General features: G+C 71.1%; 13 protein-coding genes. 7 read left to right on the top strand and 6 right to left on the bottom strand.

Annotated features, from left to right (window positions below; all coding sequences use genetic code 11):
* Nucleotides 1-181 precede the first annotated feature (181 nt).
* The 5 genes from eno to MET2598_RS0126970 form a co-directional block, all read right to left on the bottom strand.
* Nucleotides 182-1,474: a phosphopyruvate hydratase gene (eno, locus tag MET2598_RS0126950; RefSeq protein ID WP_415926926.1), complete on the bottom strand. Its 1,293-nt coding sequence runs from the start codon at nt 1,472-1,474 to the stop codon at nt 182-184.
* A gap of 5 nt (nt 1,475-1,479) precedes the next feature.
* Entirely contained in the window at nt 1,480-2,505 is a 1,026-nt protein-coding gene (locus MET2598_RS0126955; RefSeq protein WP_236728819.1) for a phosphotransferase family protein, read from the bottom strand.
* 778 nt (nt 2,506-3,283) lie between these two features.
* Nucleotides 3,284-3,661 (bottom strand): hypothetical protein, encoded by a 378-nt coding sequence (locus MET2598_RS0126960; RefSeq protein WP_236728820.1) that lies wholly within the window; start codon nt 3,659-3,661, stop codon nt 3,284-3,286.
* A 268-nt stretch (nt 3,662-3,929) separates the two neighbouring features.
* Complete coding sequence (locus MET2598_RS0126965; protein ID WP_018262988.1) at nt 3,930-5,534, bottom strand: calcium-binding protein; 1,605 nt, start codon at nt 5,532-5,534, stop codon at nt 3,930-3,932.
* A gap of 158 nt (nt 5,535-5,692) precedes the next feature.
* Complete coding sequence (locus MET2598_RS0126970) at nt 5,693-6,298, bottom strand: hypothetical protein (protein WP_018262989.1); 606 nt, start codon at nt 6,296-6,298, stop codon at nt 5,693-5,695.
* Between the two features lie 387 nt (nt 6,299-6,685).
* Here MET2598_RS0126970 and MET2598_RS0126980 point away from each other — a divergent pair, with 387 nt between their 5' ends.
* Nucleotides 6,686-7,099 carry a hypothetical protein gene (locus MET2598_RS0126980; protein WP_012330123.1) on the top strand — a complete coding sequence of 138 codons (414 nt, stop codon included), beginning with the start codon at nt 6,686-6,688 and terminating at the stop codon, nt 7,097-7,099.
* A 62-nt stretch (nt 7,100-7,161) separates the two neighbouring features.
* On the opposite strand, the gene MET2598_RS0126985 is transcribed toward MET2598_RS0126980, so the two are convergent.
* Nucleotides 7,162-8,166 (bottom strand): LysR family transcriptional regulator, encoded by a 1,005-nt coding sequence (locus tag MET2598_RS0126985; RefSeq protein WP_018262992.1) that lies wholly within the window; start codon nt 8,164-8,166, stop codon nt 7,162-7,164.
* Nucleotides 8,167-8,298: 132 nt separating this feature from the next.
* On the opposite strand from MET2598_RS0126985, the gene solA reads away from it, so the two are divergent.
* The 6 genes from solA to MET2598_RS0127015 all read left to right on the top strand — a co-directional run bounded on the left by solA (nt 8,299) and on the right by MET2598_RS0127015 (nt 14,286).
* Nucleotides 8,299-9,468 carry an N-methyl-L-tryptophan oxidase gene (solA, locus tag MET2598_RS0126990; RefSeq protein WP_012330121.1) on the top strand — a complete coding sequence of 390 codons (1,170 nt, stop codon included), beginning with the start codon at nt 8,299-8,301 and terminating at the stop codon, nt 9,466-9,468.
* A gap of 177 nt (nt 9,469-9,645) precedes the next feature.
* Nucleotides 9,646-10,464, top strand: a complete 819-nt coding sequence (locus tag MET2598_RS0126995) for a transporter substrate-binding domain-containing protein (RefSeq protein WP_012330120.1) — start codon at nt 9,646-9,648, stop codon at nt 10,462-10,464.
* A gap of 47 nt (nt 10,465-10,511) precedes the next feature.
* Nucleotides 10,512-11,258: an amino acid ABC transporter permease gene (locus MET2598_RS0127000; RefSeq protein WP_018262993.1), complete on the top strand. Its 747-nt coding sequence runs from the start codon at nt 10,512-10,514 to the stop codon at nt 11,256-11,258.
* A complete protein-coding gene (locus MET2598_RS0127005) occupies nt 11,255-12,112 on the top strand; it encodes an amino acid ABC transporter permease (protein WP_018262994.1) in 858 nt (285 codons plus the stop codon). Before MET2598_RS0127000 ends, MET2598_RS0127005 begins: the two co-directional genes overlap by 4 nt.
* A gap of 8 nt (nt 12,113-12,120) precedes the next feature.
* Complete coding sequence (locus MET2598_RS0127010) at nt 12,121-12,873, top strand: amino acid ABC transporter ATP-binding protein (RefSeq protein WP_018262995.1); 753 nt, start codon at nt 12,121-12,123, stop codon at nt 12,871-12,873.
* A gap of 15 nt (nt 12,874-12,888) precedes the next feature.
* The gene (locus MET2598_RS0127015; protein WP_018262996.1) at nt 12,889-14,286 is read left to right on the top strand and encodes an MmgE/PrpD family protein; all 1,398 of its coding nucleotides are present in this window, start codon (nt 12,889-12,891) and stop codon (nt 14,284-14,286) included.
* Nucleotides 14,287-14,631: the final 345 nt, after the last annotated feature.

Genomic DNA, 14,631 nt, shown 5'->3' on the forward strand with positions numbered 1-14,631 from the left:
GATCTTTGATCTTGCCGCATTTTCCGCGACGAACCGGCATCCACTTCGTCGGAAAATGCTCTAGCGTGCCGATCGCATGCTCCCGGCGGTCGCCGCGCTGGTCAGGCCCTTCTTGTCTTTCGATCTCTTCTATCGGTCGTCGTCAGCATCGGGAAAATCATCCGGCAACCGCCGGCCGCGCTCAGGACGATGGCGCAGCCTCCTTGAACGGCAGTGCCGACCAGCCCGCGAAGACCGCATCGTCCCCCAAGCACTCCTCGATGCGAAGCACCTCGTTCCACTTGGCCATTCGCTCCGACCGGGAGAACGAACCGACCTTGAGCTGGCCGGCATCCCAGCCGACAGCCAGATGGGCGATGGTCGTATCTTCCGTCTCGCCCGAGCGGGCCGACACGATGGTGCCGAAACCCGCCTCCTTCGCAGCGAGGAGGGCCGCGTGGGTCTCGGCGAGGGTGCCCGCTTGGTTCGGCTTGATCAGCACCGCATTGGCCGAACGATCGCCAGCTGCGCGTGTCACGCGCTTCGCATCGGTGACGAAGAAGTCATCGCCGATGATCTGACAGTGCCGGCCATAGCTCGCCGTGAACGCCTTGAACCCGTCGACGTCGTCCTCGGCCACCGGATCCTCAATGGACACGATCGGGTAGGCATCGAGCCAGCTCCCGAGCATGTCGATCATCCCGGCCGTATCCAGCGTCCGGCCGTCGAGAGCCAGGACATAGGCTCCGGCCCGACCGAACTCCGAGGCCGCGACATCCAGCGAGATCGCCACGTCGGCGCCCGGCCTGAAGCCCGCAGCCTCGAGCGCGAGCATGAGGGTATCCAGGGCCTCCTCGTTGGACGCGAAAACGGGCCAGTACCCGCCCTCGTCGGCGACGCCCTGAAGCTTGCCGGCCCTCCGCATCAACGCACCGGCTGCGCGATAGATCTCCGCAGTCCAGTCCAGCGCCTCGGCGAAGGACCCGGCACCGGGGCACATCACCATGAAGTCCTGGATGTCGACGCGCCTCTCGGCGTGCGCCCCGCCGCCGAAGATCTGGATCTCCGGAAGGGGGATGCGCACCTGCCGAGACCCGGCCAGCAGCTTCCAGACCGGAAGCCCGACGGCACGGGCCCGCGCGTGCAGCACGGCCATGGATGTCGCCACGGTGGCGTTGCCGCCCAGCCGGGACTTGTCGGGCGTGCCGTCGAGCGCGATCATCGCCGCATCGATCGCCGGAGGATCGCTCGCGTCCATTCCCACGAGCGCCCGGGCGATCGGCCCGTTCACGTTGCCGATCGCCCGGCGCACGTCGAGGCCACCGAATGCCTCGCCCCCGTCACGCAGGTCGATCGCTTCGCCCGAGCCGGTGGACGCTCCCGCCGGTGCGATGGCGCGGCCGACCGCGTGGCCGCCCACCGTGACCTCCACCTCGACAGTAGGGCGACCGCGGGAGTCCCACAGGCGGCGTCCGTGCACGGACGTGATGGTCATGCTGGTCAATTCAGGACCTCCCTCGCCCAGTCTTGCCGGATCTGTGAGAGCTGCCGCGGGCGGCTCACGATCAGATGACGGGCCACGCGCCTGACGAGCTCGCGGTCAGCCTCCGCCGTGATGTACTCCGCGGGCGACTTTCCATCGATGCGGCCCAGGAACAGCGCCGGCAGAAGGCGGGCTGCCCGCACCTCCACGCTCTCGGGCGCCTCCCAGCACACGCGGGAGAGATAGGACGACGCGAGCGCATCGAAGCAGGCCAGGTAGTCCGTCGCGTGCGGCCTCCTCCAGACGCACTTGAGGAGGAGATGGTTGAGGCAGAATGCCAGGTCGAAGGCCGGCTCGCCGTACCACGCACATTCGGCATCGAGCAGCACGGGTCCGGCCGGACCGGCAAGGATGTTCTTCGGGCTGACGTCGCCATGCACCATGACGACCTTGCTCTGGATCGTCGCCCGAGAGAGGGCGAAGAGCTCCTCCGCGAGGTCGCCGTGGCGCCTCGCTGTTGCCTCGAGGTAGGGTTCGAGGCGGATGGCGTGGAACGTCTCGTCATTGGCAAAGCGCCGCGCCACTTCGGCCGAATGAGCCGTCGCGTTGTGGATGGTGGCGATGGTTTGGCCAACCGCCGACGCGAAGGCGGGCCTCGCCCGGCCATCGCGGAGCTCGTCCTTCCAGATCGGATGGCGAGCGGGATCCAGGTAGGTCATCGCGAACACGCCCAAGTCAGGGTCGTGCGCGATGATGTCCGGCACGGCGTGCGGGACGGCGCGCCGTGCCTCGATGAACCAGCCCACCTCGCTCTTATTGCGCGAGACGGGGGCATTCCATTCCTGCGCGACGCGCAGGCGCGCCAGCGCCTTTTTGACGACGAAGGTGCGCTCGCCGACCTCCACCCGAAAGATGTCCGACGCGACCCCACCGGTGAGCGGCACCAGCCGCATCGGCTCGCCGAGCGTCACCAGCCCGCACCGGTTGAGGAACTCGCTGATCACCGTCTCGGCTTCGGCCGGCGATGCCGCCATGGCAGTCATGTCGAACCCCAACGATCCACAGACGGGAAGGCATGGTGAGCACCAAATTCGCACCGAGCACAACGCTCATCGGGATAACGGACAGCGCCAGATCGGTGCTCGCCGTCGCATCCTCGATCCACCTCCCGGAGCGAGGTCGGGAAACAAGGTTGCTGACTGCATCGATCAAGGCGAAACCTCCCGCCGCGGCGCCGAGGAGGGCCGACGACAACGGCTGCAGGGTCATGCCCTGATAGAGACCGGGATCCCGCCCGTCTGCGCACGGCCGAGCTTCGCGGGGGCACGGTCCCGCTGGTGCGCCCGACGCGGGAGCGCCCGGGACGTGGGCATGTGAGACAAGTGGATCGGGAGACCGCCATTCCGGAAAGCACCCGCAACCGGACATTCCCGACACGCGCTACGAATGTCCGGAAGGGGTCAATAGCCTGGGTTGCGCGAGCACCGCTGGAAGGTCCGAGTGGCGTCCGAAGCTCGGGTCGAGCGAGGACGAATCGAAGGTCCGAGTCGGGTCGCAAGCTGCTGCTCCAGGCCAAGGTCGAGTCGCTCCACGAGGGCAGTCAACCCGCTGGTTCGCGGCCTCTGGGGCGCGGGCATCGACGGTCATGACCACCCAGTGCGGCGCGCACGTCCGGCAATTCGCCCGCCGGGCAACGGGGAGAATCGTGAAGCCGTCGCCCCGGCCGATCCCCGTCCCGGCGCCGCGATTCGCCCAAATGCCGCGCGGGGCGGCCCCCTGTCTCAAGGAGCCGCCCCGCGACGCCGCGGAACTCGGGCCCCGCTACCGCCGCCGGGATATCGAGCGGCGGGCCGGGAAGGCCAAGGCCGGTGAGGCGGCCCGGAAGCGCGTGCGGGTGCGCATGTCGCGGAACTCCGCGCGGACCTCCTCTTCCAGTCCCTCGTGCGGCACCATGGCCGCGAGGTCGCCAGGCTCGATCCGCGTGTCGCTCCCGTCGGGCCGACGGACCTCGATGGCGCGGAACTCGGTCGGCGGGATCTGGTGCGGGGAGACGCTCCACGTTTCCCCCTCGCGCTGGCCGCCCGGTCGGAAGAGTTGCTCAATGCACGCGGCGGCCCGGCTGCCGCGCGGTGTCCGAATGAACGTGAGCCACTGACGGAGCGCGCGGTCGCCCGACGGGATGACGATCGTGATGCGCACCTCCCGCTGGTCGGCGGCGATCCCGTCGAGGCCGTGGCCCCGCGGGTCCGGGTCCGTCTTGAACCACGGGGCCCTAAGCTCCGGCTCCCGTCGCCGACGGCGACCTCGCCCCGCCACAGGCCGCCGGTCGCACCGATGACGGGGAGGTGTCGAAGGGAAGTGTCGCATCGATCTGATCCGATCCTGTCAATTCGAGGCAGGGGCGATTCCTCGCCGGCTCGCGTCGCGGCATGATGCGCCGGCCGGCGCCCGCCGCGTCGGGTGACGCTCAGGAGATCACGACGTTGCTGCCGAGCCCGCCGTCGAGGACGTCGAGGCCCGGTCCCCCGATCAGCACGTCGTCGCCCTCGCCCCCGAGGAGCGTGTCGGGGCCGGGGCCGCCGATCAGGACGTCGTTGCCCGCGCCGCCATCCGCGGTCAGCAGCATGCCGGTGGCCGTCAGGCCCGACGCCTCGATCACGTCGTCCCCGCCCAGCCCGTTGATCAGGAGGCGGTCGCTCGGGTCGAAGCCGACGATGTCGATCTCCGCCGCGAGGCCGAGCACCCGGATCCCGTCGCTGCCGGCGATCAGCTGAATCACGTCGTCGCCGGCGGTGCCGTTGATCACGACCGTGTCCGCCTGCCCGTCGCCGCCGCCCCCGGCGCCCGCGAGGTTCAGGACGACCCGCGTCACGTCGGTGCCCGACAGGTCGTCGACGGTGATCCGGTCCGCCCCTCCCAGCGCCCTCACGTCGACCGTCTCGACGTCGTTGAGGTCCATCGTCACGCTGGCGATGTCGCGCCGCAGCACTGCCCGCCCGCCATTGGCCGATAGGTCGATGGTCTCGGCGATGTTCGCGCCGTTGAAGAGCAGGGTGTCGCTGCCGGCCTGCCCCTCGACCACGTCGCTGCCGTCGCCCGGGTCCCACTGGAAGGTGTCGTCGCCCGCGCCCAGCATGGCGACGTCGCTGCCCTGCTGACCGTCGACGACGTCGTTGCCGTCGCCGCCGAGCAACAGGTCGCCGCCGTTGCTGCCGAGGATGGTGTCGTTCCCGGAGCCCCCGTCGACCGTCACGCCGATCAGCGCGGCGAGGTTCCCGGTCGCGCTGAAGCGGTCGTCCCCCCCGTTCATGTTGACGACGATCCGCTCGGTCGTCCCGATATCGAGGGAGAAGGGCGCCGGATCCAGCCGGTCGAAGCGCACCCGCGTGCCGTTCGCCGTCAGCGCGAAGGTCTCGGCGCCGTTGCCGCCGTTGACCTCCGCGGTGTCGGTGCCGTCGCCGCCCTCGAACAGGTCGGTGTCGTCGCCGGGATTCCAGATCATGCGGTCGTCGCCGGCCTCGCCGAAGACCTGGTCGTCGCCGTCGCCGCCGGTCAGCACGTCGTTGCCGGCCCCGCCGAACAGCAAGTCCGCCCCGCCCTTGCCGAGCAGCGTGTCGTTGCCCGCCTGACCGAAGAGCATGTCGTTGCCCGAGCCGCCGGTCATCACGTCGTTGCCGGCCCCGCCGAACAGGTTCGCCCGCGGGAGCGCGCCGTTGGCCTCGTTCAGGGTCAGGACGTCGTTCCCGCCCTGACCGAAGACCTGGATCAGGCCGGTATTGGCGACCGTCGCGGTGCCGCCGGTGATCGGCACGGCTCCGCCGTTGACGAGGATCTGGCCGGCCGCGTTCCGGCTCAGCGTGACGGTGTTGTCGAGACTGTCCCCGAAGACCGTCGCCGTCCCGTTGCCGAACGTCGCGACCAGGGCCAGCGTGGTCGGCGAGGTGCCGAGGCCGGCCGGCCCGCGGCCCGCGTCATCCGCCAGCAACACGGCGTCCTGGTCGTCGTCCTCCGTCCCCACCGGCGTCGGACGTGACACGATGTTCTTGAGATTTGCTGCCTTCGAGGGAGTCATCTCGGATCTCCGTGACGACCGATGCGGTCGAGATCCGTTATCGGCGCCCGGCCGCCGCCGCACTGTGAGCCGGATCACAGTCGGGCGGGGAGGGGCGCCTCGGATGACCAGCGCGATCGGCGCGGCGTCCGCGGTCAGCGGGGAATCCCGCGAGGGACCTACTGCACGAACACGATCGGCACGGTGAAGCGCAGGCTGTCCCGGTCCACGAAGGACGGCGGCTCCCCCAGCTTCCTGCCGGGAGTCACGACGGCGTAAGCCTCCTTGACGGCCGCCGGGTCACCCAGAAAATCCGTGACGCGCGCCTCGACGATCACGCCCTCCGTGTCGAGCCGGATGTAGGCGATCGCCGCACCCCCCTTGCGCACCTTCTGGTGGGTCAGCTTGTTGATTCTGCTGATAATCCTCTTCACGTACGAGATGGAATAGTCCCGGTAGGTCAGGTCGTCAGGATCGCTGGCGAGATTGAAGCGGTCTATGTACTTCCGGTCCCGGTTGAGGATGTAGTACCGGAGCTTGTCGAGGTCGTAGTCGTCGCAGACGTCGAAGACCGACCGGGCCTCCGCGCCGGACGGCGGGCGCGCGCCGTCGGGCTGGTTCGCGGTCTCGGCGGACGGTTCCGAAGTAAAATTGTTGTAGCGTCGGATCTCGAAGAAGAATGCGATGAATTCCTTGCTGAAGATCCCATCCTGACTGATCTCAGCTGCGGCGCCGCGATCCTGCACGAGAAAGATGACGGCAAGCGCAAACAGGACGGCGCGCATCTTCGCCCCCAAGTGCATCCGCGTGCCGCCCGAGCGGAAGGGCCGCGCGTTCAGGCAAGCCGCGGGTCGAGTCCCAACAGGCGGACCGTCAACACCTGATAAAGGTCGAGGTTCCCGAGCAGAGCCCGGGCGATCGACATCGGGCGCGGGGGAGGGATCCCGCGGCCGCCGGCGGGACGTCCGCGGCGCGGAGCACGGGTGAGCGGGAAGGCCCCCGCGGGTCGCCACGTCGGCGCGGCGACTTGACGGGCGGCGGCGGCGCGTGTCCTCCTCCGGGCGCGCGGTGAAGCCGACGCGATCCCGGAGGTCTCCGCGAGCCATGGTCGGTCCCGGCGAGCGCGGAACGGCCCGTCGAGGCGGCGGCACGCGGCCCGGATGGAGCGCCCGATGAGGTCTCGGCTGCCGCCGCTCGCGGCCCTGGCGATGATCGCGGCCTTGGCGATGATCGCGGCCTGCGAGCAGGCATCCGCCGGACCGCCCACGATCGCGGGTCTCTACATCCGCCGCGCGCCGTCGCGCGGGGAGATGCGGATCGAGCGGGCAGGACCGCGCTGGACGATCTCCATCGTGGCGGGAGGGCTGCCGCGAGGACCGGCCACGGCCGCCGACTGCTCCATCGTCGCGGATGGCGACCTGAAGGGCACGCGGCTGACCGCGCGCATTCGCGACGATGATCCCGCCGTGGAACGGCTGATCGAGATGCGCCTCTCGCCCGGACGCGCCGTCATCACCTTCGGCCAAGTCGAGGGACCCTGCGGGATGGGCTCGGACGTGTCCGGCACCTACACGAAGGCGCGCTGATCGGGGCCCGTCGGCGGCCGGAATCGCGCGGCGCGTCCGGTCGGACCGGCCGGCGGCTGCCCTCAGGCGGGGGAGGGCGCGCCGGCGACGTCCGTCGGCGGGAACAGCGCGGGCGCGCCCGCGCCGAGCCAGGGCACCAGCGCGTCGAGGCGCGGCATGGCCTGCTCGCGCAGGACGGCCTGCGCGCGGGCGGCGATCCGGGGCGCGAGGCGCGGGATCTCGCCGCGCAGCGTGACGAGGAGCAGGTCGCGCGAGAAGCCCGGCTTGGGCAGGGGCAGCACCTCGATCCCCGGCGCGTGGGCGATGCCCTGGAGCAGGCAGAGCGGCGTCGTGACCGCCACGCCCATCCCCATCGCCACCATGGCGACGAGCGCGTCCGAGGTGTCGAACTCGAAGGCGCGCGGGGGCCGCAGCCCGAGGCGGCTCAGGTGGCGCTCGACCTGCTGGCCGACGAAGGAGCGCTCGCTGTGGCGGACCAGCCGGTGGCGGGCAAGGACCTCGCGCAGGCCCAGGGGCGCGAGCTCCCCGGCGAGCCCGCGCGGCACCGCCAGCAGGTAGGGTTCGCGGAACACGGGATAGCGCTCGATGCCGGACAGGCCGTCCATCGGGTCGCAGGTGATCGCCGCGTCGATCGCCCGGCGCAGGAGCGCCTCGGCGTGCGAGAAGGCGAGGCCCGACCACGCGGTCAGGGTGAGCGCCGCCGTCCCGTCGAGCAGGTCGCGGACGAGGTGCGCCCCCACCGTCCCGGCGAAGGAATCGACGAGACCGAGCCGCAGGTCGATCCGCTCCGGCTGCGCCGCGGCGGAGCGCAGGACGGCCAGGAGGTCCTCCAGGTCGCGGCTCAGGTCCTGAACCCGGGCCGCGAGGATGCGGCCGGCGGCGGTCGGGACGAGCGGCCGGCGGGCGCGGTCGAACAGGGGCGCGCCGATCGCCGCCTCGACGCGCCGGACCACCTGCGAGACGGCGGATTGGGTCAGGCCGTGGCGCCGGGCCGCCGCCGTGATGCTCCCGGTCTCCGCGACGGCGCGGATCACCCGGAGCGCGCCGAGATCGGGAAGCGTGTCCATCCTGGCCCGGCTTCATAAGCCCCTGTCATGCCGATCATCAATCCTGCTTCATCGGAGGCGCGGCCATTGCCGGCTCGCCCAGGCATTGGGCACCAAGGGGCCTGCGCACGGGATGAGCAGGGACCGGACCGGATGAGCAGGACCTACGACGTCGCCGTGATCGGCCTCGGCGCCATGGGCAGCGCGACGCTCTTCCAGCTCGCCCGGCGCGGCGCGGCGGTGATCGGCCTCGACCGCTTCGCGCCGCCGCACGCGATGGGGTCGAGCCACGGCGAGACCCGCATCACCCGGCAGGCCGTCGGCGAGGGCCGGGACTACGTGCCCTTCGTGCTGGAATCGCACCGGATCTGGCGCCAGCTCGAGGCCGAGACCGGGGAGACGCTGCTGAACGCCTGCGGGGTGCTGGTCATGGGGCCGGGGCGGGGCCCGACCTCGCACCACGGCAAGCCGGACTTCGTCGGCCGCTCGCGCGACGCGGCGCTCGCCTTCGGGATCCCGCACGAGATGCTGACGGGCGCCGAGGTCGCCCGCCGCTTCCCGCAATTCCTGAACCTCGCGGGCGACGAGAAGGCCTATTACGAGCCGGGCGGCGGCTACGTCCTGCCCGAGCGCTGCATCGCCGCCCAGCTGCGGCGGGCGGAGGCGCTCGGCGCCGAAATCCGCACCGGCACCGAGGTGCTCGGCCTGGAGCAGGACGCGTCCGGGGTGACCCTGCGCACCCGCGACGGCGCGATCAGGGCCGCGCGCGCCGTCGTGTCGGCCGGCGCCTGGACGGCGCCGCTCCTCGGATCCGCCTTCGCGCGCCTCCTCACGGTGCGGCGGCAGGTCCTGCACTGGTTCGCCCTCGACGACGTCGGCGCCTACGGCCCCGGCGCGCCGGTCTTCGTCTGGATGCACGGCGCGAGCGACGTCGACTACCTCTACGGCTTCCCGCCGGGGCCGGGCGACCATCGCCTCAAGGTCGCCACCGAGCAGTACGCGACGCGCACCACCGCCGATTCCATCGACCGCGCCGTCTCCCCGGAGGAATCCGCCGAGATGTACCGCCTGCACGTCGCCGGGCGCTTGGCGGGCGCGACCCCGCGCGTGGCCGAGGCCGCCGCCTGCCTCTACACGATCACGCCCGACCGCGGCTTCATCATCGACCGCCACCCCGATCACGACCGGGTCACGGTCGTCTCGGCCTGTTCCGGCCACGGCTTCAAGCATTCCGCGGGCATCGGCGCGACAGTGGCCGAATCCCTCACCGAGGGACGCAGCGCGATCGATCTCGCGCCGTTCCGCCTCGGTCGATTCCAGTGATCGCGCCGGCCGTGGCGCGCCGCTTGCATCGAATCATGCTGCTTGATTTGGTGTTCCGATCGACGCGGCGGCACCGCCGCGGCGATAATCCGGTCGACAACGGCCGAGTGCGGGGCGCCTCAGGTTGACCGCCCGCGCGTCGCCCCTTCTCCTCACCCCCGACGGAGGTTCGATCCCATGCGACAGAAGGTTCGTGCTCTGGCCCTCGCGGGGGTCGCCCTCGCGACGCTGTCCGGGGCGAGGGCGGCGGAGGGCGTCGACGCCATCAAGCAGCGCGGCAAGCTGATCGTCGGCGTTAAGGCCGATTACCGGCCCTTCGGCTTCCGCGACCCGAGCGGCAACATCATCGGCCTGGAGCCGGACCTCGCGGCCGACATCGCCAAGCGCCTCGGCGTCGAGCTCGAACTCGTGCCGGTCGTCTCCTCCAACCGCATCGAGTTCCTGCAGCAGGGCAAGGTCGATCTCCTGATCGCGACGATCTCCGACAAGCCGGAGCGCCGCCGCGTGGTCCAGGCCATCGACCCGCAATACTACTCGGACTACGTCAATATCCTGCTGCCGAAGAAGGGCGGCATCACCGAGTGGGGTCAGCTCAAGGGCAAGCCGGTCTGCGCCACGTCGGGCGCGTGGTACAACAAGGACGTGGCCCGCACCTACGGGGCCGAGATCGTCGCCTTCGACGGGTCCGAGAAGCCGCTCTTCGCGCTCAAGCAGGGCAATTGCGTCGGCTACCTGTACGACCAGACCTTCATCCAGGGCCGGCTCGGCGAGGACGAGTGGAAGGCCGATTACGCCATGCCGCTCAAGGGCATCCTCGAAGCGCCCTGGATCATGGCGGTCGCGTCCGGCAATGCCAGCCTCCAGGCCGTGATGGAGACCGCGACCAAGGACTGGATGCGGACCGGCTTCATCGTCGACGAGGAGAAGAAGTGGGGCATCGCGCCGACCGACTACGCGCGGGCCATGCACGACAAGTACAAGAACGCCACCAACTGAGTCCGGCCCGCCCGGCCGCGGCCGGGCGGGCCCCAGGGTGTGAAGGGATGAGCGGCATTCCGGACTGGTTCCAGCGCCTCTACGACACGACCGGCTTCAATCTCACGGTCTTCTACGATCCCTACGATTGGGGGCGCTACGTCGCCGGCCTGCGGATGACGCTTCTCCTCAGCGTCTCCACCATCCTGATCAGCCTCGTGCTGGGCGCGCTCGGCGCCCTGCTGCAGGGCGGGCCGTCCCGCCTGCTGCGCGGTCTCGTCCACGGCTTCGTGGTCGTGTTCCGCAACACGCCCCCGCTGGTGCAGATCTTCTTCTTCTACTTCGGCCTGGGCACGCTGCTGCCGGCGACGCAGACGGCGTCGGGCCTGCGCGAGCCGCTGCTCAGCAACCTCCAGTGGGCGATCGTGTCGCTGTCCCTGTTCGCCGCGGCCTTCAACGTCGAGATCTTCCGCTCCGGGATCGAGGCGGTGCCGCGCACCACGGTCGAGGCGGCCGAGGCGCTCGGCTACACCCGCGCCAAGGCCTACCTCCACGTCGTGCTGCCGCTCGCCCTGCGCATCTGCCTGCCTGCCCTCAACAACAACCTGATCAACCTGCTCAAGACGACGACCCTCGCCTACGCGATCGCGGTCCCGGAAACCCTCTACGCGGTCAAGCAGATCTGGTCCGAGTCGCAGAACGTGCTGGAGATGATGCTCGTCCTGCTGGCGACCTACGGGATCCTGGTCGGCATCCTGGTGTGGCTCATGCACCGCTGGGAGCGGGCGCTGCGCATCCCGGGATACGGCCGATGAGCGGCGAGCCCCGGCCCCGCGCGCTGCCCATCCTGCTGCCCGTCCTGCTGCCCCCTCGGCCGCCCGCGCCGCCGCGGCTGCGCCTGCGCCCGCACCACGGTGTCGCGCTCGGGCTGGCGATGCTCCTCGCGGCGCAGGCCGCGCCCGCCCAGGCCCCGAGCGGGGCGGCTCCCCTGCCGGCCCTCGACGTCCTGATCAAGTGGGCGCCGCTCCTCCTCACGGGCTTCGCCTTCAACATCGCGATCTCGCTGCTCGCGATGCTGCTCGGCACCGCCGCCGGGCTCTGGCTCGGCCTCGCGCTCCTGGCGGAGACCCGGGCCCTGCGCGGGGTCGCGTGGCTCGCCACGCAGGTCTTCCGCAACGCGCCCTGGCTCGTGCTCCTGTTCTTCGTGATGTTCCTGGTGCCGTTCCAGGTCACGGTGTTCGGCCTGCGCATCCCGCTGCCCGACTGGGTCAAGGCGACCGGCGGCTTCGCCCTGCCGGTCATGGCCAACGTCGCCGAGATCGTGCGCGGGGCCGTGCGCTCGATCCCGACCACGCAGTGGGAGGCGGCGGAGGCCCTGGCCTTCACCCGGCGCCAGACGATGTGGCGCATCATCCTGCCGCAATGCCTCAAGCGCATGCTGCCGCCCTGGATGAACCTCTACGCCCTCGTCGCCATGGCGACCGTCCAGGCCTCGATCGTGGGCGTCTCCGAGATGCTGACGCTCACCGCGCAGGTCCACGCCGCCGAGGGCGGGCGGCCCGAGCTCTTCGCGCCGCTCTACGGCTTCGCCCTCATCTGCTTCTTCCTCTACTGCTACCCGATCGACCGCTGGACGGCCCGCCTGGAGCGGCGCTTCCACGTCGCCTGAGACCCCGCATGCCCCCTGCCTGGACTCCCGACCAGCCGATCGTGCAACTCATCGACGTGCACAAGTCCTTCGGCGCGCTGGAGGTGCTCAAGGGCATCAGCCTGGAGGTGCGCAAGGGCGAGGTGATCTGCATCATCGGCCCCTCGGGCTCGGGCAAGTCGACACTGATCCGCTGCATCAACGCCCTGGTGCCGATCACCTCCGGCACGATCCGGGTCGAGGGGATCGAGGTCGCCGACCCGAAGCTCGACAAGCTCGCCCTGCGCCGCAAGGTCGGCATGGTGTTCCAGCAGTACAACCTGTTCCCGCACAAGACCGCGCTGCAGAACGTCATGATGGCGCCGATCCACGTGCTGGGCCAGGACCGGCGCGAGGTGGAGGCGCGCGCCCGCGCCCTCCTCGCCAAGGTCCGCCTCTCGGGCAAGGAGGACACCTACCCGGGCGAGCTCTCGGGCGGACAGCAGCAGCGCGTCGCGATCGCCCGCTCGCTGGCCATGCGCCCCGACGTGATGCTGTTCGACGAGGTCACGGCGGCCCTCGATCCCGAGACCGTGAAGGAGGTGCTGGTCACCATCCGGGAACTCGCCGAGGAGGGCATGACCTGCCTGCTCGTGACCCACGAGATGGCCTTCGCCCGCGAGGTCGCCGACCACATCTACTTCACGGACCGGGGCGTGATCGTCGAGAACGGGCCGCCCGCGCAGTTCTTCGCCGCGCCGCGCGACCCGCGCACCCGCAGCTTCCTGTCGCAGATCCTCTGAGCGGGAAGGCGCGCCGTGCCGACGCTCCTCGAACGGGCCGCATCCTTCCTCGCCTCCCTCGATCCCGCCTCGCTCGATGGCGCCGCCCGCGCGGCGGCGTGCGAGGCGCTGACCGACTGCGTCGGCGTCGCCCTCGCCGGCTCCCAGGAGCCGGTCGCGCGCAACCTGCGGTCCTGGGCGCGGGCCCGCGCCGCCGGCCGGTCCGCCACGGTGCTGGGCACGCGCCTGCGGCTGGATCCGGAGAACGCGGCCCTGTGCAACGCCGTCGCGGGCCACGCCCTCGACTTCGACGACACGAGTTGGACGACGATCGGCCATCCGAGCGTGGTCGTGGCGCCGGTCGCCCTCGCGGTCGGGGAGGAGATCGGCGCGTCCGGTCTCGCGGCGGTCGGGGCCTACCTGGCGGGGGTCGAGGTCGCCCACCGCCTCGCCGAGACCGTCATGCCCGAGGTCTCGCGCAACGGCTGGCACACCACGGCCGCGCTCTACGCCGTCGGCGCCGCGGCCGCGGCCTGCGCGCTGCGCCGGCCGGGCGAGGCCGCGACGATCCACGCGCTCGCCATCGCGCTGACCCGGTCCGGCGGCCTGCGGGCGAATTTCGGAACGCAGGCCAAGCCCCTGCACGCCGGGCTCGCCGCCCGGAGCGGCCTGGAGGCGGTGTCCCTCGCGATGGCCGGCGTGACCGCCTCGGCCGAGGCCTTCGAGGGCGCGGACGGGTTCGCCGCGTGCTTCGCCGGGCCGGCGGCGCGGGCGCGGATCGATCCCGGCGCGGTGCGCTTCGGCGAGCCCTTCGACCTCGTCGCCCGCGGGCTCGCCTACAAGCGCTATCCCTGCTGCAGCGGCGCCCACCCGGCCCTCGACCTGATCCTCGACCTGCGCCGCGCGCACGGGATCGCGGCGGAGCATGTCCGGGAGATCCGGGTCGGCACGAGCCTGCTCGCCGAGCGCGAACTCGTCTGCCACGCGCCGCGGACGCCGGCGGAGGCCCGGTTCTCGCTGGAATTCGCCCTCGCGGCCGCCCTGGTCCGCGGGCGGGTCGCGCTCGACACGTTCGACGACGCGACGCTCGCCGACCCGGCGCTCCGCCGCGTGATGGAACGGGTGCGCATGACCGTGAGCCCGAGCCTCGCGCGGCTCGGCTTCATCGGCACCGCGCCCGTGGAGATGGAGATCGAGGTGGAGGGCGGCCGGGTGATCTCGGGCAGCCGCGACCTCGCGGTCGGCAACCCCGAGCGGCCCCTGAGCGAGGCCGACCGGCGGGCGAAGTTCCTCGCCTGCGCGGGCCGCGCGCTCGCGCCGTCGGCGGCCGAGAGCGCCTACCTGGCCCTTCGCGACTTGGCCGACCTGCCGAGCCTGGAGCCGCTCTTCGACACGCTGGCCGGCTCCCCGTCGCCGCCCGCGCCCGTGACGTGAGGCCGCGCGGGCCTCGGGAGCCTTCGCGGCCCTGCCGGCCGCGGCGTCCGGTCCGGGAGAGCGGGCCCGGCCGCGCGGCGCCCATCCCCGGTCGAACGCCACGACCTTTCGAGGAAGAGTTTTCTTAGGGTCAAAACTCAATCAGCTTGACCATGCGAGGGGCTGCTTCCGACCCCAAGAAGCTATTCGATGCGGCATCAACGAAAGGCTGCTGGTGGAGGCACAGCGAACCTCTGAGGGTCTTTCCCAGCGACGGCAGACGGGGTTGCCTGTTGTAATGAGTTCTGGGGCTTCAAGCAGGTAGCGTTACAGAGTGCTGAGCCAGGAGTGCAAAACGGGCTCGGC

The organism is Methylobacterium sp. WSM2598, from assembly GCF_000379105.1.
In the GTDB taxonomy this organism is placed as follows: domain Bacteria; phylum Pseudomonadota; class Alphaproteobacteria; order Rhizobiales; family Beijerinckiaceae; genus Methylobacterium.